This is a genomic window from Saccharothrix carnea, from assembly GCF_003014735.1.
In the GTDB taxonomy this organism is placed as follows: Bacteria; Actinomycetota; Actinomycetes; order Mycobacteriales; family Pseudonocardiaceae; genus Actinosynnema; species Actinosynnema carneum.
The window spans coordinates 496,975-516,296 of sequence record NZ_PYAX01000002.1 but is presented as its reverse complement, the minus strand read 5'-3'; the positions used below and the strand labels follow the sequence as shown (position 1 = coordinate 516,296).

The window sequence follows — 19,322 nt, the reverse complement described above, 5'->3', positions numbered from 1 at the left end:
TGGAGCGACCTACACGCGGTGGCGCCCGGTCGTTCACAGCGCGATGAGCCCCGCGTGGGTCGGCTGGAACCCGCAGCTGTCGAAGTAGAACCGCTTGAGGTGGTCGTCGAAGTCGACGTGCAGCCACTCGCAGCCGGCGGCGCGGGCGCCGGCCACGGCCTCGGCGACGAGTTGCCGTCCGACGCCTTGGCGGCGCTCGGCGGCGGTGACGAGGGTGTCGAGGATGAAGGCGTGGACCGCGCCGTCCCACGCGACGTTGACGAACCCGACCAGGGTGGTGCCACGGCGTGCGGTCACCCAGCCGAGGCTGTGCCGGGTGACCTGGCCCCACCAGTCGTCGTCCAGGGGGTCGTGGTCGAACCCTTCCGCGTGCAGTGCGTCGACCTCCGGGTTGTCGAACCGGCCGCGCCACTCGTAGCTGATCACCGGGGCAGCGTACTGAGGCGAGAGCGGCGAGGGCCGCTGTTCGCCGACCCGGCCGCCACCGGCTGCGGCCTCATCAGACCCCTGGTCCGACCTGAGATCCCGGACCGTGGACCGATTCGCGTCCGGTCCCCCGCCGGCATCGTCACTGCCATGACCTACACCTTCCTCGGCCGCCGGATCTGCGCGGCCACCCTGATCCTCGGCCCGGTCCTGCTGCTCGTGGGTGCACTGCGGCGGTGGCCGGTCTTCTTCCCGCACGCTTTCCGCCGCTCGCGCGCGTCTGCTTCGACTGCGGGGCGTTTCCGTCAAGCGGGTGGTGTCGGGGCTCGCGTCGGCTGCTTGTTCAGGTGGCGGGCAGGGCGAAGCGGCGCAGGCCTCGGGGGGTGTGGACCACCAGGGCTTCGGCCAGGGTCGGGCAGGGGGTGATCTCCCGGTCCAGGCCGCTGATCTCGAAGGGCCGCAGGACGTGGCGGTGGCTGGCGACGACGCGCAGTGGCACGCCGGCGGCCTGCGCTGCCAGGTGGCCGCGGTGGAGTTCGTTCAGGCCGGCGGCGGCGAAGAAGTCGACGTCGCTCAGGTCCACGACGACCGGGGCCGGTGGGGTGGCCAGGGCCAGGCCGACCGCGATCTCGTGTCTCAACTCGCGGACGGTCATCGCGTCGACCTCGCCGGCGACGCGCACGACAACGGCATAACCGTGCACTTGGCGGTCCACCCGGAACGGGTGCCCGAAAGGTTCTGTTCTCACTGCCCGCAGCCTCCTCGGGGTCGAAGAAGGCAGTGGCTGCTGGCTCAACCCGCTGCGTCCACCGACCGTACCCCTACCTGCCGAAATGCGCAGCCAACGCCGTGCGGATCAGTGCTTGGCGGCGGTCACGCCGGCGAACAGGGCCACCGGCCACCACTTCAGGCGCACCGGGACGCGGCGGAGGCGGGCGAAGTCCGAGAAGGCTTCGCGTTCGAAGCGTGCGAAGCGGAAGTCGTACACCAGCAGGAGGCCGCCGGGACGCAGCACCCGCCACAGCTCGGCCACCGCACGACGGTGGTCCGGCCACTCGTGCATGCTCAACGTCGACACGATCAAGTCCACGCTGTCATCCGGCTGCGGCAACGATGTCACGTCGGCGACCTGGAACGTGATGCGTGACGACCAAGCGCCGGCGGCGGCGTCGGCGACGGCCACCATGTCGGCGGAGAGGTCGACACCGCCCAGCACCAGGTCCGCTCGACGGGCGGCGAGTTGGTGCAGCAGCCGTCCCGGGCCGGTGCCGACGTCGAGCACGACCGCGCCGGGAGGAGCGAGCGCCGTGACGTCGGCGGCGACCCGCCGGTACAGGCCGCCGAGGAGGCGGGCGGCCCGGCGGTCGTAGGACGCGCTGCGCTTCCGGTCGAAGTAGGTGGACGCGTGGTCGGACACGGGGGCTCCTCGGCTGCGTGATCGGCGGGGTTGACAACACCACCGACTGTGCAACTTCATGTCGACATGAAGTCAAGCGAGGAGATGTCGATCGGCACGGTGGCCGAGCGGTTCGGGCTGGCCACGCACGTCCTGCGGCACTGGGAGGACACGGGGTTGCTCGCACCGCGCCGCCACGCGAACGGGCGGCGGCGGTACGGGCCGGCGGACGAGGCGCGGATCGCGATGATCCTGCTCGCCAAGGACGCCGGGCTCGGCCTGGACCAGGTGCGGCTGCTGTTCGCCGCCACGGCCGACCGCCCGACCCGACGCGCGCTCTACCGCGAGCACCACGACCGGCTGGCCGAGCGGATCGCCTCCCTGCGGGCGTCGCTGTCGGTGCTGGAGCACGCGATGGACTGCGAGGCCGAGGACATCACCGCGTGCCCCGACTTCCAGGCCAAGGTCGCCGCCCGCATCCCCGGCTGACCGGGTGGCCGACAATGGACCGATGGCACACATCGGAAGCGTGGTCCTGAAGGTCGACGACCCCCGGCGGGCAGCGGAGTTCTGGAGCGGAGCCCTCGGCTACCACCTGGTCAACGGGCCAGTCGGCGACGAGAGCCCCGTCCTGGCCCCGGAAGACGGTACCGGGCCGTCCATCACGCTGGACGAGACCGATCGGACGCACCTCGACCTGCACGTCAGCGGTGAAGCCGAGTTGCGGGCAGAGGTCGAGCGGCTGATCGGGCTCGGCGCCGAGCGCGTCCCGTGGACCTACCCGCCGGGGGCCGATTTCGTCGTCCTGGCCGACCCGGAGGGCAACCTGTTCTGCGTGGTCGACGTCGGGCAGGGCTGAAGCACCCGGCTGAAGCACCCTCAGTCGGCGGTGGTCAGGTCCTCGAAGTAGGCCTTCTGGGAGGGGTAGTAGTCGTCGAAAGCGGGCAGGGGCGTGCCGGCGCGGGAGGCGGCCAGCATGTCGAGGTAGTACTCCCAGCCCGGGCCGACCTCGCCGATGCCCTCCTCGGTCGAGAGGTGGTGCACCAGCCGCAACTCCGTCACACCGTCCACTTCGGACAGCAACAGCTCCATCCGCCACGTGCCCGCCTCGTCCACCATCGACAACGCCAGCCGCCGGGGCGGGTCGCAGGCGTCGATGCGGACCTCCATCCACGGCTCCTGCTCTTCGAACACCATCTGCACCTTCACCGTGCGGCCCGGCGCGGCCTCGCCCTCCCAGGGGCCGAACCAGCGGGCGGTGCGCTCCGGCTCGGTCAGGCTCGCCCACACGTCGTCGGCGAGCGCGCGGAACGTGCGGGTGAGCACCAGGTCACTGCCCTGGTCGGTGCGGAACAGGCGACCGGTGGGGATCGGGCTCATGCGGAGTGCTCCTTGACTTCGTCGGCAGGGGGATCGACGGCGCGGTGGTCGCCAACCCGGTGATCGGCAACACGGCGGTCGTCGGCAGGTGGATCGGTGGCTCGGCGGTCGGTGACGCGGTGGTCCGCGGCGCCCTGGTCGGCCACGCGCTGGTCGGCCGCACCCTGGTCGGCGGCGCGGCGGTCGCGGCGGGTGCGGTAGACCTCGGTTTCCAGTGCGTCGAGGCGGTGTGTCCAAGCGGTGGGTTCGGTGGGTTCGTCGAACGACGCCAGCCACCGGGTCAGTGGCGCGAACCGGGAGGCGTCGAGCACGTAGAACCGCTGCCTGCCCGCCAGTTCGTCGCGCACGAGCCCGCTCTCCCGCAGCACCCGCAGGTGCCGGCTCACCGCGGGACGGCTGATCGCGAACCGCTCGGCGATCTGCCCGGCCGACAACCGCGCGTCCGCGCGCAGCATCTCCAGGATCTCCCGCCGCACGGGGTCGGCGATCGCGCCAGCCACCTCGTCCACACCCAGAAGCGTAACCACTGGGTTACGCGTTACGCAATGCCCTCCAGGAACGAGATCAACGCCCGCCGGTACGGCTCGACCGTGGTCAGGTCGGCGTACTCGTCCGGCCCGTGCTGCCCGTCACCACCCACGCCGAAGATCACCGCGTCGATCCCGCGCTGGAAGTAGAACCGCGAGTCCGCCGCGCCGTGCTTGCGCAGCAGCTCACCCGAGTACCCCTGGGCACGGGCGGCGCGCTGCAACGCCAGCAGGTCGGGACCGGCTGCGGCAGCCCGGTGCGGCGGCTCGACGTGGTCGACCTCGGCCGTGACGCCCGGTGGGCACAGGGCGGTGAAGTGGGCGGCGACCTCCTCCCGCGTGCGGCCGGTGAAGTCGGTGTCCTCGGGCGGGAAGCGGACGTCCAGCCACGCGGTCGCGTCGGCGGGCACCTGGTTGAGCGCCTGGTTCCCGGACGAGATCCGGGCGACGTTGACCGTGGTCCGCCACTCCTCCACCGCCGCCACCGGGTACGCGGTGAGCACCCGGTCGACCGCGCGCATCACCTTCAGCACCGCGTTGTCGCCGAGCCACTGGTACGCGCTGTGCGCGGCACGGCCCACCGCGTGCAGCCGAACGGTGATCAGCCCTTTCGACTCGGCCACCACCCGAAGCGCGCTGTGCTCCCCGATCACCACGAACGACGCCGTCACGCCCTGCTCCAGCTGGTGCAGCGTGCCGTCACGCCCGCCGACCTCCTCGTCGGTCACCAACTGCAACCCGATCGGGTAAGGCAGCCGCGGGGCCAGGTCCCGGAACACCGAAGCCAGCACCAGCGCGGACAGCTTCATGTCCTGCGCGCCCCGGGCGATGAGCCGGTCGCCGTCCCGCCGCGGCCGGAACTGGTCGTCCGTGCCGGGCACCACGTCCAGGTGAGCGTTGAAGATCACCCGGAAGTGCGGACGGCGTTCACCCACGTAGACGAGCGCGCTCGGCTTGCCGCCCGACTCGAACCGCTCCACGGTGAACCCGGGTCCGACCACGTCGAGCACGAGATCCAACGCCCGACGCAGGTCGTCCGGCCGGTCGGCGGTCGAGCGGAGCCCGAGCAGCCGTTCGATCAGCGGTAACAGGTCCATCCCGCCATCGTGCCCGCACCGCACCCCTCACGGCACGTCCGGCACCGCCTGCTCGGCACCGTCCACAGCGGACGGACAACGCGGTCGGGCGCGCAGTTCCACGAGCGCCACCACCAAAGCCAGCGACACGGCCACCGTCGCGCCGCCGACCGCGACCGACACCGCCACCGGGAAATCCCGCCCGGACGAGGTCAGCACCAGGTAGAACACACCGGTCAACGCCGCCGTGCCGATCGCCGCGCCGATGCGCTGCCCCGTCTGCAACGCCCCACCGGCCGCACCCGCCATCGCCACCGGCACGTGCCGCAGCGTCAGCGTGGTGTTCGGCGAGATCACCCACCCGCCGCCGACGCCCGCCACCAGCAACGCGGGCGCGACCACCCACCCGGCCACGTGCGGCGGCGCCAACCGCAGCACCACCGCCGTCACCGCCAGCCCGGCCACCACCAGGGTCAACCCGGTGACGGTCAGCTTGCGGCCCCACTTCTCCACCAGCCGCCCGCCGACCACCGCGGACGCCGCCGACCCGACCGCGAACGGCGTCACGGCCAGCCCCGACTGCAACGGCGTGTAACCGAGCCCGGTCTGGAAGTACAGCGCGAACACCAGCCAGATGCCGGCGAACCCGACGAAGTACACCATCCCGAGCAACGCCCCCGTGCCGTAACCGGGCGTGCCGGTGAACAGGGCGATGTCGAGCATCGGGCTCCCGCCGCGCGCGGCGACCTGCCGCTCCCACCGCACGAACAGCACGAGCAGCGCCGTGCCGAGCCCGAACAGCCACCACAGCCGCGCCAGCCCGCCCGCCTCGGCCAGCACCAGCGGCAGCATCACGGCCAGCACACCGGTGCCGAGCAGAGCCGCGCCGACCAGGTCGAGCTGCCCACGCGGGCCGCCGCGGGCGCGGGGCAGCAGGCGGGCCGCCAGCACCAGCGCGACCAGGCCGATCGGCACGTTCACGTAGAAGATCCACCGCCAGCCCTCGTCCTCGCCCGCCACGGCCAGGATCAGGCCGCCGACCACCGGCCCGACTGCCGTGGAGATGCCGACCGTGGAGCCGAAGAACCCGAACGCCCGGCCGCGTTCGGCGCCGCGGAACAGCTGCTGGATCAGCGCCGAGTTCTGCGGCGCCAGCGCACCCGCCGAAATGCCCTGGGCGAGCCGGGCGACGATCAGCACCTCCGTACTCGGCGCGAGCCCGGCCAAGGCGCTGAACAGCACGAACGCCCCCAACGCGGTGAGGAACATCGTCCGTCGCCCGATCGCGTCACCCAGGCGTCCGGCGGGCACCAGGGCCAGGCCGAACGCCAGCGCGTACCCGGAGACGACCCACTGCACGCCCGCCGGCGTGGTGCCGAGGCCGTGCTGGATCGACGGCAGGGCGACCGACACGATGCTCACGTCGAGCAGGCTCATGAACCCGGCGACGAGGGTGACCGTGAGCGCCTTCCACCGCCGTGGGTTGGGCTCGTACGCGCTGGTCATCACCTATTCCTACCTGCCACCTCGATCACCCGCACGCCGCGACGTGTGGCCGGGGTGGGAGTGGATACCCCAGGGCCATGGACGTGGAGCCGAACCGACTGTCGGATGAGGACCTGCGCCGGTTCGTGCTGGACCGGCTGGCCGAGGACGAGGAGCGGCTGGCCCGCGAGGAGCTGCCGCTGCTGGACGAGGCCGAGCGCCGGGGACGGCTGGCGATCCTGCGGTCCGACGACGACCGCGAGCTGCTGCTCGTGCCCGGCGAGGCGCACACCCAGCAGCAGCACGCGCCCGTGCCGTTCGCCGAGAAGGCGCGGTGGCTGCGCGCGGAGGTCGAGGGCGGCTCCGACCGGTCGGCGCTGTTGCTGCTCGCCGCCGCCTACGAAACGCATCACGGCTGGCAGGAGGAGTGGCGGACGTGACCGGTGCCGGTCACCCGGATGACGACCTGCCGCCTCGGGCGCCGCCGCGCAGCGCGTTGACCCTGCGGCTGTGGCTGGCCGGGTTCGGCGTCGTGTTCAACGGCGTGGCCGCGGTGCTGTGCGTGCGCGCGGGCCTGACGTGGCCGGCGGTGCTGCTGGGCGTGATCGTGGTCGGTCTGGTCGTCGACTTCGCCTGCGTGGTGCACCGCAAGCGGCGCGGCGACCCCGGCTGACCCGGCGGTCAGCGGCTCAGGTTCAGCGGCTCAGGGCGGGCTGGGACGCGCGTGGTGCGGGCACGTCGTGGTGGCGGCTGATGTTGTGCTCCAGCAGGGCCTGCGACTCGGCGACGTCGATCGAGTCGGCCGGCAGCACGCCGTCGCGTTCCTTGAGCCGCACCATCGCGTCCTCGATGGCGGCGTGCGCGGCGAACAGGCACGGCGTGCTGTAGATCGCCACGTCGACGCCCAGCCCGGTCAGCTCGCCCAGCGACAGCTTCGGCGACTTGCCGCCCGCGATCTGGTTGAACAGCAGCGCCTTGTCGCCCACCGCCTGCCGCACCCGGCGGATCACGTCGACCGACGGCATGCCCTCGACCAGGACCACGTCGGCGTCGGTCTCGGCGAACGCGGCGGCCCGGCGCAGCATCTCGTCCTCGTCGGTGGCGTCGGTCCGCGCCACGACGACCAGGTCGGTCCTGGTCGCCAGCACGAGGTCCAGCTTCTCCAGGTACTGCTCCAGCGGCAGCACCCGCTTGCCCTCGACGTGCCCGCACCGGCGCGGCCGCTGCTGGTCCTCCAGCATCACGCCGGACGCGCCGACCTGCTCCAGCGCGCGGACCACCTGGCAGGCAACCTCGGGGTCGGTGTACCCGTCGTCGATGTCCACCAGCAGGTGGTGCCGGGGCAGCGCCAGGCGCATCCGCTGCACGAACCCGACCACGTCGGGCCAGGCGATGAAGCCGACGTCGGGCAGGCCGTAGTGCGAGGCGGAGAAGCCGAAGCCGGAGACGAACAGCCCGTCGTAGTGCCGGGCCGCGATCGACGCCGACAGCATGTCGAACACGCCGATCAGCGGTGTGGTCCCGGGAGCCGCGACGGCCTCGCGCAGAGCCTTGCCGTAAGCCATGCGACGAACCGTAGGCGGCACCGTCGAACGGGGTCGAGATATCGGAAGGATGAGATCCACTCACCCCATCGGCACCTCGGGCAGCAGCGCCTCCGCCGCCACGATGGCCGCCTCCTGGTGCGGTTGCAGCTCCTGCTGACCCTGGTGGTCGAAGTTCGCCTCGAACGGGTCCGGGAACGGCTCGGTCACGCCGGCCAGCACCTCGATCACGGCGTGCGCGCAGAACGGCACGTACACCGGGTCGTAGCCGCCTTCGTGCGCGAACGCGATCCGCCCGCCGCACAGCTCCCCCGCCGCGTCGACCAGCAGCCGGGCGATCTCCCGGTACCCGGACGCGGTGACCATCATCCGGGCCAGCGGGTCGACCGCGTTGGCGTCGAACCCGGCCGCGACCAGCACCAGGTCGGGCCGGAACCGGCGCAGCGCGGGCAGCACGACCCGGCGCACCGCCTCCAGGTAGCCGCCGTTGCCGGTACCCGGTGGCAGCGGCAGGTTGAGCAGGGCGGGGCCGCGTTCGGTGACGTGCCCGGAGTCGGGCGGGAACACCCGGTCCTGGTGCACGGACAGGGTCAGCGTGGCGGGGTCGTCGGCGAACGCGGCCTGCGTGCCGTTGCCGTGGTGCACGTCGATGTCGACCACGGCGATGCGCTCGACACCGTGGCTGAGCCGCACGGCCGCCGCCGCGATGGCGATGTTGCCCAGCAGGCAGAACCCCATGCCGGTGTCGCGCAACGCGTGGTGTCCCGGCGGCCGGACCAGCGCGTACGCGTTGTCCACGCGCCCCTCCACCACCGCCGTGACGGCTTGCACGACCCCGCCCGCGGCCAGCCGCGCGATGTCCAGCCCGCCCGGGCCGAACGGGCTGCCGCCGTCGCCCGCGTCGCCACCGGTGTCGTTCGACGACGTCAGCCGATCGAGGTACGCCCGGCTGTGCACGAGCAGGATCTCGTCGTCGGTGGCCGGCCGTGGCGCGATCCGGACGAGCCGGTCGACCAGGCCGGTGGCCACCACGAGCTCGTGCACCCGGCGCTTGGCCTCGGCGTTCTCGAAGTGCCGGTGCGGCTGCAGGCCGCGGCGCGGGTCGGCGGGCAGCAGGCCGGCGTGCGTGCCGGTGTCGTGCCAGCCGTACAGCTCGTGGTACGCGTAACCCGTCGACATGGTCGGGAGTCTCATCGCGCGGCGCACCGCCGGTCTTGTCCCTCGACGCCCGCGGGTTGGCTGCCCGCGCACGTTCGCTTCCGGTCAACGCCGGTGCGCCGACGACCAAGCGGAGGCGCCGGCCGCGGCCCGATACTGCGGGCATGACCGACGCCCGGCACCCGCTCGACCCGCTCACCGCCGACGAGATCGCCCTGGTCCGCGCCGCGCTCGTGGCGGCGGGCCGGGTCGGCGACACGACCCGGTTCCCGAGCGTGCTGCCGGTGGAACCGGCCAAGGACGCCGTCCGCGCGCACCGGCCCGGCGACCCGGTCACCCGCCGTGCGCGGGCGGTGCTGCTGGACGTCGCCACCGGCGCGACCGGTGAGGCCGTGGTCGACCTCGGCACGGGTGAGGTGACGTGGCGGGACCTCGACCCGGGCGACGGCCGGGCGGCGATCCTGTTCGAGGAGTACGAGCGGGTCGCGGAGCTGGTGCGGGCGGACGTGCGGTGGCAGCAGGCGCTGCTGCGGCGCGGGGTCGAGGACCGGTCGCTGGCGTTCGTCGCGCCACTGTCGCCCGGGTCGTTCGCCGAGGACGAGCCGCGGCGGTTCCTGCGGGCGTTGACGTTCCTGCGCGACCACGTGGACGACAGCCCGTGGGCGCACCCGGTGGAGGGCCTGCTCGCCGAGGTCGACCTGATCAGCGGCGAGGTGCTGCGGGTCCTCGACGACGGCGACGTGCCGGTGCCCCCCGAGCACGGCAACTACACCGGGCTGCCGCCGCGCACCACGCTCAAGCCGATCTCGATCACCCAGCCCGAAGGCGTCAGCTTCACCGTCGACGGCGGTGAGGTGACGTGGGAGGGCTGGACGTTCCGGGTCGGGTTCAACGCCCGTGAAGGCCTGACGCTGCACCGGGTGTCGTTCGACGGGCGTTCGGTGCTGCACCGGGCGTCGGTGGCGGAGATGGTCGTGCCGTACGGCGACCCGGCGCCGTGGCGGAACTGGATCAGCTACTTCGACGCGGGCGAGTACCTGCTGGGCAAGAACGCGAACCCGCTGCGGCTGGGCTGCGACTGCCTGGGCGTCATCCACTACTTCGACGCCGTCGTGGCCGACGACCACGGCCACCCGGTGACCATCCCCCAGGCCATCTGCCTGCACGAGGAGGACGACGGCGTGCTGTGGAAGCACACCAACATCCTCACCGGCGCGTCGGACTCGCGCCGCGCGCGGCGGCTGGTCGTGTCGTCGTTCAGCACGGTCGGCAACTACGACTACGGATTTTTCTGGTACTTCCACCTCGACGGCACGGTGGAACTGGAGGCCAAGGCGACCGGCGTGGTGTTCTGCGGCGCGGGCCCGGAGTCGCCGTACGCGGCACCGGTCGCGCCCGGCCTGGTCGCGCCGGTGCACCAGCACCTGTTCTGCGCCCGGCTCGACGTCGAGGTGGCGGGCGTGGCCAACACGGTCGAGGAGGTCGACTTCGTCGGCCTGCCGACCGGGTCGGACAACCCGCGCGGCAACGCGTTCACCACCCGTGCCACCGTGCTGGAGCGGGAGTCGGTCGCCGCGCGCACCGCCGACGCCGCGCGCGGCCGCACGTGGGTCGTGCGCAGCGCGGAGAGCCGCAACCGGCTGGGCAAGCCGCGCGCCTACCAGCTCGTGCCGTCACCTGGGCCGACGCTGCTGGCGCAGCCGGGGTCGAGCGTGGCGGGACGGGCCGCGTTCGCCACCCGGCACCTGTGGGTGACCCGGTTCGCCGAGGACGAGCGGTTCCCGGCGGGCGACCACCCCAACCAGCACCCCGGCGGTGCCGGGCTGCCCGCGTGGACGGCCCGGGACCGCGACCTGGTGGACACCGACGTGGTGCTGTGGCACGTGTTCGGGCCGACCCACCTGCCCCGGCCGGAGGACTGGCCCGTGATGCCGGTCGACCGCAGCGGTTTCCGGTTGCGGCCGCTGGGTTTCTGCGACCGCAACCCGGCGCTGGACCTGCCCGACCTCGCCGCCTGCGCGCACTGCCCGCCGGGGGCCTGCGCATGCGAGCACTGATCATCTGATAGATCGCTCCCGAGCGCCCGAGGTCGACCGACCTCGGGCGCTCAGTGCTGCCCATTAGCAGGTCAGCGCCTGTTCCGCCGGTCTTCGTCGGGCAATTCGGTATTTCTACGGACCGGCTGACCACCCCTCCCGGACCACGCTGTGCCGACCACCCCGCCAGTGCTGACAGGACGGTGGATCCGTGAGTGTGTTGTCCATTGAGGACGTTTCGGTCGACCGGGCCGGGCTGCCCGTGGTGCGCGGCGTGTCGCTGCGGGTCGACGAGGGCGCGGTGACCGTGTTGCTCGGCGCGAACGGCGCGGGCAAGACGACGCTGCTGGAAGGCGTGTCCGGGGCGATCCCGCTGTCGTCCGGCGAGATCAGGCTCGGCGACGAGCGGATCGACCGGTTGCGGGCGTGGCGGCGGGCGCGGGCCGGGCTCGCGCACGTCGAGCAGGACCGCGCGGTGTTCCGCGAGCTGTCGACGCTGGACAACCTGCGCGCCGCGTGCCGGTCCGGTCGACGTCCCGACCGGGTGCTGGAGCTGTTCCCGGAACTGCGCAAGCAGCTGGATGCGCCCGCCGGCCTGCTGTCGGGCGGTGAGCAGCAGATGCTGGTCGTCGGCCGGGCGCTGCTGGGCGAGCCGAGGTTCCTGCTGGTCGACGAGATGTCGCTGGGCCTGGCCCCGATCGTGGTCGAACGGCTGGCGACGGCCGTGCGGGTGCTGGCCGACGACGGCGTGGGCGTGCTGCTGGTCGAGCAGTTCGCCGCGCTCGCGCTCGGCATCGCCGACCGCGCCTACGTGATGGCCCGCGGCGAGGTCGTGTTCTCCGGCGACGTGGCCGAGCTGCGTGCCGACGAAGACCTGCTCCGGGCGCTGTACCTGGGCGAGACACCCTCCGAGAGCGGAGCCTGACGTGGGAACTGCCGTCCGCAACCCCCTGGTGCTCGGGCTGGTCGCCGCCGCGGCGGTCGCCTTCGGCGTGGCCGGGTTCGCCTCCAGCTACGTGACGTTCCTGCTCACCGGCGCGGCCGTGACCACGGTGTTCATGCAGAGCTACGGCCTGATCACGGGCCGCGCCGGTGTCATCTCGCTGTGCCAGCTCAGCTTCGCCGCGATCGGCGCGTGGGTGGTCGGCTGGGCGAACGTCGCCGACGTGCCCGGCGGGTTCTACGCGTGGCTGCCGCTGGGTGGGCTGGCCGCCGTGGTCGCGGGCCTGGTGATCGGGCTGCCGGCGCTGCGGCTGCGCGGGGTGAACCTGGCGGTGGCCACGTTCGCCTTCGCCACCGCGCTGGACGTCGTGTTCACCGGCATCGCGTTCCCCGGCCAGGACACGTTCGACTTCGTGCGGCGACCGGCCGGGTTCACCGACGACAGCGGGTACTTCGTGTTCACCGTCGCCGTCGTCACCGCGATCTTCGTCGGCCTGTGGTTGCTGGACCGCAGCCGGGCGGGCGGGGCGCTGGTGGAGATCCGGCACTCCGAACGGGCCGCCGCCGCGCACGGCATCAGCGTGGCGCGAGGCAAGCTGACCGCGTTCGCGCTGAGCGCGTTCGTCGCGGGTGTCGGCGGCGGGCTGATGGCCGGGCAGCTCGGGGTGGTCGCGGCGGGCAACTTCGCCACGTTCGCCTCGGTGTCGTTCTTCGCGATCGCCCTGTTCGTCGGCACGAACAACATCGAGGGCGCGATCGCGGGCGGCCTGATCGGCGCGGTCTTCCCGGTGATCATCGATGCTCTGGGCATCCCGCAGGACCTCAGCGCGCTGTTCTTCGGCATCGGCGCCATCCAGGTGCTGCGCCTGGGCGGTAGCCAGACCGACCTGCTGCGCGCCTCCCGCCGCCGCAAGCGCCAGTCGCGTGCCCACCCCCCAACCCGCGAGAGTCCAACGCCCACGACGCGAGAGTCCAACGTCCAGCGCACCCGAATTCAACGCTCAGGCGGCGGCGCGGCCCTCGAAGTGCGCGGCCTGCGGGTGCGGTTCGGTGCGTTGACCGCGGTGGACGGCGTGGACCTGGTCGTGCCGAAGGGGCACGTGGTCGGGCTGGTCGGCCCGAACGGCGCGGGCAAGTCCACCCTCATCAACGCCGTCACCGGCTTCACCACCCGCTACGACGGCACGGTGCTGCTCGACGGCCGCCCGGTCGACGGCCTCGCCGCCCACCACCGGGCCCGCGCCGGGCTGCGCCGCAGCTTCCAGCAGCTCCGCGTGCCCACCGCCCTGTCCGTCGGCATGTTCCTGCAGGTCGCCGCCGGCCGGAAGCTGAGCCGCGACGAGGTGGACGAGCAGCTGGCGCTGTTCGAGTGCCCGACCGCCGACACCCCGATGGACGTCGTGGACGTGGCCACCCGCCGCCTGCTGGAAGTCGCCGGGCTCGCCGCCGGACGCCCACCCGTCCTGCTGCTGGACGAACCCGCCGCGGGCCACTCCAGCACCGAGACCCGCCTGCTCCAACGACGCCTCGCCGAACTGCCCGAGCGCTTCGGCACCGCCGTGCTGCTGGTCGAGCACGACATCGAGCTCGTCCGGTCCACCTGCGACTCGCTCGTGGTCGTGGACTTCGGCCGGGTGATCGCCTCCGGCCCACCCGACGAGGTGCTGGCCGATCCCGCCGTGGTCGCCGCGTACCTCGGCGCACCTGCCCACTCCCCCGAAGGGAACAGCTGATGAGAGACCGACCCAAGGCCGTCACGCTCGCGGTCGCCGCGGCGCTCGCGCTGGCCGGCTGCGGTGACGCGGGCGCCGGCGACACCGTCCGCATCGGCGCGATCGCCGGGCTGACCGGCAACTTCATCACCGCCGAGGTCGTCAAGACCGCGCAACGGGTGTTCGACGACGCGAACGAGGCGGGCGGCGTCAACGGCAAGAAGATCGAGTTCATCGTCAAGGACGACGCGGGCAACCCGCAGCGCACCGCCCAGGTGGCCCGGGAACTGCAGGACGCGGGCGTGGTCGCCATGGCGGGCTCGGCGAGCTTCACCGACTGCGACGTCAACGACGCGTTCTACCGCCAGTCGGGCATCAGCTCGGTGATGGCGGTGGCGGCGAGCCCGAAGTGCTTCCAGAGCCCCAACATCGCGCCGGTCAACGTCGGCCCGTTCACCCTGATGACGGCCGTGCTGCTGCACGCGTCGCAGAAGCTCGGCGCCAAGGCGGTGTGCAACTTCACCGTCGTGCTGCCCGGTTCGGAGGACGCGGTCAAGGGCGCGTTGGAGCGCTGGGAGCAGCTCAGCGGGCAGCGGCTGAAGGTCAACGACATGACCGTGCAGCAGAGCGGCGACCTGACACCGTACCTGCTCAAGGCGAAGCAGGCGGGCTGCGACGCGATCCTGTTCAACCCGGCCGAGCAGCTGGTCGTGCCGTGGCTGCAGGCGGCGAAGACCCAGGGCATGACCGACGTGGACTTCCTGCTGCTCGCGCCCGCCTACACCGACAGCGTGGCCAAGGCGGTCGGCAGCCTCGGCCTGAACGTGTACGCGGGCAGCGAGTTCGAGCCGTTCACGTCCGACAGCCTGGCCAACAAGGGCTGGCGCGACGCGGTGACGCGAGCCGACGCGCAGGCGACCGCGTTCTCCCAGGGCGGCTACCTGGCGGCGAAGTTCATGGTCGAGGTGCTCAAGACCGTCCGGGGCGAGATCAACCGGGACACGGTCAACGCGGCGCTGCGCGACATGACGCCGATCGAGGACCCGATGCTCGGCAGCCCGTTCGTGTTCGGGCCGGGCGAGAGCCACGCGCCCAACCAGGCGTCGAAGATCGTCCGCCTCACCGGCCTGCGCTGGGTGGTCGTGGACGACACGTTCATCACCGTGCCCGACTAGGGGGAACGCCGTGCTGCAACTGTCCGCGGCCATCGCGGGGCTCGCCACCGGCGGCGCCTACGCCCTGATGGGCCTGTCCACCCTGCTCACCTACCGGCTCGTCGCGGTGGTCAACTTCGCGCAGGCCGCCGTGGGCGCGTTCGGCGCGTTCGCCATGGTCGTGCTGCACGAGCAGGGCCTGCCACTGGTGCTCGCGGTGCCGGCGGGCCTGGCGTTCGCCGCCGTGCTGCACATGGGGCTGGGCGTGGTGATGGTGCGCTGGTTCTCCGAGGCCGGCGAAGGGGTGAAGGCCGCGGTCACGATCGCGGTCTACACCGGGCTCGTCGCGGTGGGCCTGCGACTGTTCGGCGCGCAGCACCCGCACCGGTTCCCCAGCCCGTTCGACGCGCCCGCCGCGACCGTGGGCGGTGTGGTCGTCACGTGGACCGCGGTGGTGACCATGGTCCTCGCCGTGCTGTTCGCGGTGCTGCCGACCGTGCTGCTCAAGCACACCCGCATCGGCCTGCTGCTGCGGGCGTTGTCGGAACGGCCCACGACGGCCGAGCTGATCGGCGTGCGGGTGCCGCGGCTGTCGATGGTGGTGTGGGGCGTGGCCGGTGCCGCGGGCGCGTTGGCGATCATGATCGTCGCACCGCAGCTGGCCAGCGACTTCGGCTCGCAGGCCCTGCTCATCACGCCCGCGCTGGCCGCCGCGCTGGTCGGCGGGTTCCGCAGCTTCGCCTGGACGTTCGCCGGCGGTGTCGCGCTCGGTGTGCTCCAAGGCCTGGCCAGCACCGTGACCGCGCTGCAGCAGTACCGCGGCGTCCTGCCGTTCCTGGTGATCCTCGCCGTCCTGCTGTGGACGCGGCGCGGGGACCGCTGGGACTCCGTCGCCTGACACCCTTCGAGAGGAACGTCCATGTGTCACGCCGATGAGTCGCGCCCACCCGCACCACCGGGCCCGTCCGGTGAGGTCGCGTCGGCCGGCGAGGTGCACCTCACCTCCGCCGACGACGCCCGGGTGCTCACCTACCAGGCGCTGCCCGCGCAGCCGACCGGCGCGGGGGTCGTGCTGCTGCCCGACGTGCGGGGCGCGCACGAGTTCTACCGGGACCTGGCGCGCGGGTTCGCCGAGGCCGGGGTGGTCGCCGTGGTGCTCGACTACTACGGCCGGATCGCCGACGACGACGCGCGGGGACCGGGATTCGACGGGTTCGCGCACGCGGCACGGCTCGACCGCGACCTCGTGCTGTCCGACGTGCGTGCCGCGGTCGACCACCTGCTCGCGCTCGGCGTCACGGAGGCGTTCACGGTGGGGTTCTGCCTGGGCGGCGCGATCTCGTGGGGCCAGTCGGCGCTCGAACCCCGCCTGGCCGGCGCGATCGGCTTCTACGGCAGGCCCGCCGAGTGCCGGGAGCTGATCCCGCGGATGCGCGTGCCGCTGCTGGTGCTGGCGGCGGGCGCGGACCAGCTCACGCCGGTCGACGACAACCTCGCCTTCGACCGCGAACTGGCCGAAGCCGGTGTGCCGCACGAGTTCCGCCTGTACGAGGGCGCGCCGCACTCGTTCTTCGACGGCGCGCTGCCCGACCAGGCCGACCACGCCGCGGACGCGTGGCGGCGGGTCCTGGCGTTCATCGCCGAGCACAGCCGGGAGGCGGAATGCACCCCGAGGTGACCCGCGCGGCCGTGCTGCGGGAGTTCGCCGCACCGCTGGAGATCGCGGACGTGCCGCTGCCGGACGACCTGCCGCCCGGTTCGGCGATCGTGCGCGTCACCCGCACCACGTTGTGCGGCACGGACGCGCACCTGTGGCAGGGCGCGATGCCGTTCGTGGGCCTGCCGATCATCCTCGGCCACGAGATGGCGGGCGAGGCGGTCGCGCTCGGCCCGGACGCCGGGCGTGACGCGCTGGGCAAGCCGGTCGAGCTGGGCAGCCGGGTGGTGTGGTCGGAATCGGTGTGCGGGCACTGCCACGCGTGCACGGTGCTGAACGAGCCGGTGCTGTGCGCGCAACGCGGTTACGGCTTCGCCCAGCGGGCCGACCGGTGGCCGTTCGCCATCGGCGGCCTGTCGCGGTACGCGTACGTGCCGCCGGGCGCGCACCGGATCGTGCTCGCCGACGACCTGCCGGACACGTGGGCGGCGTCGGCGGGCTGCGCGGTGAAGACGGTGGTGCGCGCGTTCGCCAACGCGGGCGGCGTCGAGCCCGGCGCCACGGTCGTGGTGCAGGGTGCGGGACCGCTGGGGCTGGTCGCCACCGCGTACGCGAGGGCGTCCGGTGCCGGACAGGTGATCACCCTCGGCGGCCCCGCCAACCGGCTCGCGCTGGCGGCGGGGTTCGGCGCGGACGCCACGATCGACGTCACCGACGTGACCGACCCGGACGAACGCGTCGCGCAGGTCGAGGAGCTGACCGGCGCACGGGGCGCGGACCTGGTGCTGGACTTCGCGGGCGCGCCCACCGCCAACCGCGAAGGCGTGCTGATGTGCGCCCGCCGCGGCACGCACGTCGTGGTCGGGCTGGCCGGCCCGGACCCCGCGCCCGTGCCGATGGACGTGGTGATGGGCCGCGAGCTGACGGTCGTCGGCTCGCTCAACGGCGACGTCGGCGACCTGGCCCGCGCGCTGCGCTTCCTCTCGGCGTTCGCCGACCGCTTCGACTTCGACGCCCTGTTCTCCCCGCCGGTCGGCCTGTCGGGCGCGGAGCGGGCGATCAGGGACATGGCGTCGATGGCCGCGGTCAAGGCCGTCGTCGACCCCGGACTGGACTAGGAGACACCTGATGACCGACCCGACGCCGCTGGTGGCGGTCGCGACCGGATTCATGGCCGCCAAGCAGCTGTTCGCCGCGAGCGAGCTGGGCGTGTTCGCCGCGCTCGACCTCGGTCCGGCGACCGTGCTGGAGCTGGCCGAACGCGCCGAGCTGCCGGAGCGCTCGGCCCGCATCCTGGCCGACGCGATGGTGGGCCTCGGCCTGCTGGAGCACGCGGACGGCCGCTACCGCAACACCTCCGCGACCTCGACCTACCTGGCCGGGCGGCGCGGGCTGGACCTGCGGCCGTTCCTGGCGTTCTGGGACGCGCTCAGCTACCCGCACTGGCAGCACTACACGCAGTCGATGCGCACCGCCGAGCCCGGACCGTTCGAGCTGGACGAGGCACGCACAGGGGTGTTCATGAACGGCGTGCAGACCTACAACTCGCTGCACGCGGTGATGCTCGCCGAGCACTACGACTTCCGGCCGCACCGGCGCGTGCTCGACCTCGGCGGGCTGTCCACCGCGTTCCTGGCCGAGGCCGCGGCCCGGCACCCCAAGCTGACCGGCGCGTTCGTCGGCACGCGCGAGTTCCTGGATTTGCTCGGGGGCTCGGTGCCGCCGGAGCTGGCCGACCGGATCACGGTGCACGAAGCCGACCCGCTGACCGGCCCGGTGCCCGGTCGCTACGACGCGGTGCTGCTGGAGCACGTGATCCACCGGTTCGACCCCGAGCGGAACAAGGCGTTCCTGCGCGCCGCACGGGACGTCGTCGACCCCGGTGGGCGGCTGTTGGTGCTGGACTTCCTGCTCCTGGCCGAGGACGCGCGGCGGCTCGACCCCGTGCTGGCCGGCGAGTACCTGGTCATCGACGGGACGGTGGTCTACCCGGAGGACGAGGTGCACGGGTGGCTGGCCGACACCGGCTGGAAGGTGCTGGAGACCCGTCCCCTGCCGGGCAGCCCGCGCGTCGTGATCGCGGAGGCCGTGTGATGGGCCAGGTCGCGGTGGTGACCGGCGGCGGTGGCGGCATCGGCGGTGCGATCGCTACCGCCCTGGCGGCGCGCGGTGACCGGGTGGTGGTGGCGGACCTGGACTTCGCCGCCGCCGCACGGGTCGCCGACGCGATCGGCGGGCTGGCCGTGGAGATGGACGTGCGCGACCACGACTCGGTGCGCGGCGCGGTCGGCAAAGCGGTCGGCGAGCTGGGGCCGATCGGGGTGCTGGTGCACGCGGCGGGCGTGGTCGGTGGCGCCGGTCCGCTGCTCACGCTCCCGCTGGACGCGTTCGACGCGGTGCTGGCGGTGAACGTGCGCGGCACGTTCCTGGTCACGCAGGCGGTCGGCGAGGTGATGGCGGACGCCGGGCGTGGCGGGTCGATCGTGCACATCAGCTCGGCCGGGTCGTTCCAGCCGACCGTGGGCCTGGGCCACTACGAGGCGAGCAAGGCCGCGCTGAACGCGCTGACCAGGTCGGCCGCGCTGGAACTCGCGCCGCACGGCATCCGGGTCAACGCGGTCGCGCCCGGTCCGGTGGAGACGCCGCTGACCGCGGGTGTGCTGGCCGATCCGGCGGTCCGCGCGCCGTGGGTGGCGCGGATCCCGTTGCGCCGCATCGCCACCACCGACGACCTGGCGCCCCTGGTGCTGCTGCTTGCGTCGGACCAGGCCGCGCACGTCACCGGAACCGTGCTGCCGGTCGACGGCGGCCAACTGCTGGGGAGCTGAG

General features: G+C 72.9%; 22 protein-coding genes. 13 read left to right on the top strand and 9 right to left on the bottom strand.

What is annotated here, in order from left to right; genetic code table 11:
• Positions 1–33: 33 nt before the first annotated feature.
• From B0I31_RS06580 to B0I31_RS06570, 3 genes are all read right to left on the bottom strand, one after another.
• Positions 34–426, bottom strand: coding sequence for a GNAT family N-acetyltransferase (locus B0I31_RS06580; RefSeq protein WP_106614402.1), 393 nt, complete (start codon positions 424–426; stop codon positions 34–36).
• Positions 427–769: 343 nt separating this feature from the next.
• Positions 770–1,174, bottom strand: a complete 405-nt coding sequence (locus tag B0I31_RS06575) for an STAS domain-containing protein (RefSeq protein WP_181320025.1) — start codon at positions 1,172–1,174, stop codon at positions 770–772.
• A 108-nt stretch (positions 1,175–1,282) separates the two neighbouring features.
• Positions 1,283–1,843 carry a class I SAM-dependent methyltransferase gene (locus tag B0I31_RS06570; RefSeq protein WP_219910611.1) on the bottom strand — a complete coding sequence of 187 codons (561 nt, stop codon included), beginning with the start codon at positions 1,841–1,843 and terminating at the stop codon, positions 1,283–1,285.
• A 66-nt stretch (positions 1,844–1,909) separates the two neighbouring features.
• On the opposite strand from B0I31_RS06570, the gene B0I31_RS06565 reads away from it, so the two are divergent.
• Positions 1,910–2,311 carry a MerR family transcriptional regulator gene (locus B0I31_RS06565; RefSeq protein WP_106614399.1) on the top strand — a complete coding sequence of 134 codons (402 nt, stop codon included), beginning with the start codon at positions 1,910–1,912 and terminating at the stop codon, positions 2,309–2,311.
• A 22-nt stretch (positions 2,312–2,333) separates the two neighbouring features.
• Positions 2,334–2,681 (top strand): VOC family protein, encoded by a 348-nt coding sequence (locus tag B0I31_RS06560; protein WP_106614398.1) that lies wholly within the window; start codon positions 2,334–2,336, stop codon positions 2,679–2,681.
• A gap of 20 nt (positions 2,682–2,701) precedes the next feature.
• On the opposite strand, the gene B0I31_RS06555 is transcribed toward B0I31_RS06560, so the two are convergent.
• Genes B0I31_RS06555 through B0I31_RS06540 form a run of 4 tightly spaced genes read right to left on the bottom strand, consistent with a single transcriptional unit; the run spans position 2,702 to position 6,311 of the window.
• The gene (locus B0I31_RS06555; RefSeq protein ID WP_106614397.1) at positions 2,702–3,202 is read right to left on the bottom strand and encodes an SRPBCC family protein; all 501 of its coding nucleotides are present in this window, start codon (positions 3,200–3,202) and stop codon (positions 2,702–2,704) included.
• Complete coding sequence (locus tag B0I31_RS06550) at positions 3,199–3,711, bottom strand: metalloregulator ArsR/SmtB family transcription factor (protein WP_106614396.1); 513 nt, start codon at positions 3,709–3,711, stop codon at positions 3,199–3,201. Before B0I31_RS06550 ends, B0I31_RS06555 begins: the two co-directional genes overlap by 4 nt.
• 29 nt (positions 3,712–3,740) lie before the next feature.
• A complete protein-coding gene (locus B0I31_RS06545) occupies positions 3,741–4,826 on the bottom strand; it encodes a M20 family metallopeptidase (RefSeq protein WP_106614395.1) in 1,086 nt (361 codons plus the stop codon).
• A gap of 27 nt (positions 4,827–4,853) precedes the next feature.
• The gene (locus B0I31_RS06540) at positions 4,854–6,311 is read right to left on the bottom strand and encodes an MFS transporter (RefSeq protein WP_106614394.1); all 1,458 of its coding nucleotides are present in this window, start codon (positions 6,309–6,311) and stop codon (positions 4,854–4,856) included.
• Between the two features lie 77 nt (positions 6,312–6,388).
• Between B0I31_RS06540 and B0I31_RS06535 the strand changes: the two genes are divergently transcribed.
• Both B0I31_RS06535 and B0I31_RS06530 read left to right on the top strand, forming a co-directional pair.
• Positions 6,389–6,730 carry a hypothetical protein gene (locus B0I31_RS06535; RefSeq protein ID WP_106614393.1) on the top strand — a complete coding sequence of 114 codons (342 nt, stop codon included), beginning with the start codon at positions 6,389–6,391 and terminating at the stop codon, positions 6,728–6,730.
• Positions 6,727–6,963 carry a DUF6343 family protein gene (locus B0I31_RS06530; protein WP_146173766.1) on the top strand — a complete coding sequence of 79 codons (237 nt, stop codon included), beginning with the start codon at positions 6,727–6,729 and terminating at the stop codon, positions 6,961–6,963. Before B0I31_RS06535 ends, B0I31_RS06530 begins: the two co-directional genes overlap by 4 nt.
• 22 nt (positions 6,964–6,985) lie before the next feature.
• Here B0I31_RS06530 and B0I31_RS06525 read toward each other — a convergent pair whose 3' ends face one another.
• Positions 6,986–7,855 carry an isocitrate lyase/PEP mutase family protein gene (locus B0I31_RS06525; RefSeq protein WP_106614391.1) on the bottom strand — a complete coding sequence of 290 codons (870 nt, stop codon included), beginning with the start codon at positions 7,853–7,855 and terminating at the stop codon, positions 6,986–6,988.
• A 60-nt stretch (positions 7,856–7,915) separates the two neighbouring features.
• Entirely contained in the window at positions 7,916–9,013 is a 1,098-nt protein-coding gene (locus tag B0I31_RS06520) for a class II histone deacetylase (protein ID WP_106614390.1), read from the bottom strand.
• A gap of 143 nt (positions 9,014–9,156) precedes the next feature.
• Between B0I31_RS06520 and B0I31_RS06515 the strand changes: the two genes are divergently transcribed.
• The 9 genes from B0I31_RS06515 to B0I31_RS06475 all read left to right on the top strand — a co-directional run bounded on the left by B0I31_RS06515 (position 9,157) and on the right by B0I31_RS06475 (position 19,321).
• Positions 9,157–11,049, top strand: coding sequence for a primary-amine oxidase (locus B0I31_RS06515; protein ID WP_106614389.1), 1,893 nt, complete (start codon positions 9,157–9,159; stop codon positions 11,047–11,049).
• Between the two features lie 190 nt (positions 11,050–11,239).
• Complete coding sequence (locus tag B0I31_RS06510) at positions 11,240–11,953, top strand: ABC transporter ATP-binding protein (RefSeq protein ID WP_106614388.1); 714 nt, start codon at positions 11,240–11,242, stop codon at positions 11,951–11,953.
• A gap of 1 nt (position 11,954) precedes the next feature.
• Positions 11,955–13,703, top strand: a complete 1,749-nt coding sequence (locus tag B0I31_RS06505; RefSeq protein ID WP_106614387.1) for a branched-chain amino acid ABC transporter ATP-binding protein/permease — start codon at positions 11,955–11,957, stop codon at positions 13,701–13,703.
• Entirely contained in the window at positions 13,703–14,857 is a 1,155-nt protein-coding gene (locus B0I31_RS06500; protein WP_106614386.1) for an ABC transporter substrate-binding protein, read from the top strand. The genes B0I31_RS06505 and B0I31_RS06500 overlap by 1 nt, the downstream gene beginning before the upstream one ends.
• Before the next feature lie 10 nt (positions 14,858–14,867).
• A complete protein-coding gene (locus tag B0I31_RS06495) occupies positions 14,868–15,734 on the top strand; it encodes a branched-chain amino acid ABC transporter permease (protein ID WP_073892965.1) in 867 nt (288 codons plus the stop codon).
• Between the two features lie 21 nt (positions 15,735–15,755).
• Positions 15,756–16,514 (top strand): dienelactone hydrolase family protein, encoded by a 759-nt coding sequence (locus B0I31_RS06490; RefSeq protein WP_106614385.1) that lies wholly within the window; start codon positions 15,756–15,758, stop codon positions 16,512–16,514.
• Positions 16,499–17,611, top strand: coding sequence for a zinc-binding dehydrogenase (locus tag B0I31_RS06485; protein ID WP_106614384.1), 1,113 nt, complete (start codon positions 16,499–16,501; stop codon positions 17,609–17,611). The genes B0I31_RS06490 and B0I31_RS06485 overlap by 16 nt, the downstream gene beginning before the upstream one ends.
• 10 nt (positions 17,612–17,621) lie before the next feature.
• Positions 17,622–18,587 (top strand): methyltransferase, encoded by a 966-nt coding sequence (locus tag B0I31_RS06480; RefSeq protein WP_106614383.1) that lies wholly within the window; start codon positions 17,622–17,624, stop codon positions 18,585–18,587.
• Entirely contained in the window at positions 18,587–19,321 is a 735-nt protein-coding gene (locus B0I31_RS06475; RefSeq protein ID WP_106614382.1) for an SDR family NAD(P)-dependent oxidoreductase, read from the top strand. The genes B0I31_RS06480 and B0I31_RS06475 overlap by 1 nt, the downstream gene beginning before the upstream one ends.
• Position 19,322: the final 1 nt, after the last annotated feature.

Bases quoted from the DNA above. Each gene is read 5' to 3' on its own strand.
- B0I31_RS06500 (WP_106614386.1), top strand. From the start codon at position 13,703: ATGAGAGACCGACCCAAGGCCGTCACGCTCGCGGTCGCCGCGGCGCTC.
- B0I31_RS06485 (WP_106614384.1), top strand. From the start codon at position 16,499: ATGCACCCCGAGGTGACCCGCGCGGCCGTGCTGCGGGAGTTCGCCGCA.
- B0I31_RS06540 (WP_106614394.1), bottom strand. From the start codon at position 6,311: ATGACCAGCGCGTACGAGCCCAACCCACGGCGGTGGAAGGCGCTCACG.
- B0I31_RS06565 (WP_106614399.1), top strand. From the start codon at position 1,910: ATGAAGTCAAGCGAGGAGATGTCGATCGGCACGGTGGCCGAGCGGTTC.
- B0I31_RS06560 (WP_106614398.1), top strand. From the start codon at position 2,334: ATGGCACACATCGGAAGCGTGGTCCTGAAGGTCGACGACCCCCGGCGG.
- B0I31_RS06515 (WP_106614389.1), top strand. From the start codon at position 9,157: ATGACCGACGCCCGGCACCCGCTCGACCCGCTCACCGCCGACGAGATC.
- B0I31_RS06545 (WP_106614395.1), bottom strand. From the start codon at position 4,826: ATGGACCTGTTACCGCTGATCGAACGGCTGCTCGGGCTCCGCTCGACC.
- B0I31_RS06520 (WP_106614390.1), bottom strand. From the start codon at position 9,013: ATGTCGACGGGTTACGCGTACCACGAGCTGTACGGCTGGCACGACACC.
- B0I31_RS06555 (WP_106614397.1), bottom strand. From the start codon at position 3,202: ATGAGCCCGATCCCCACCGGTCGCCTGTTCCGCACCGACCAGGGCAGT.
- B0I31_RS06480 (WP_106614383.1), top strand. From the start codon at position 17,622: ATGACCGACCCGACGCCGCTGGTGGCGGTCGCGACCGGATTCATGGCC.
- B0I31_RS06475 (WP_106614382.1), top strand. From the start codon at position 18,587: ATGGGCCAGGTCGCGGTGGTGACCGGCGGCGGTGGCGGCATCGGCGGT.
- B0I31_RS06490 (WP_106614385.1), top strand. From the start codon at position 15,756: ATGTGTCACGCCGATGAGTCGCGCCCACCCGCACCACCGGGCCCGTCC.
- B0I31_RS06535 (WP_106614393.1), top strand. From the start codon at position 6,389: ATGGACGTGGAGCCGAACCGACTGTCGGATGAGGACCTGCGCCGGTTC.
- B0I31_RS06525 (WP_106614391.1), bottom strand. From the start codon at position 7,855: ATGGCTTACGGCAAGGCTCTGCGCGAGGCCGTCGCGGCTCCCGGGACC.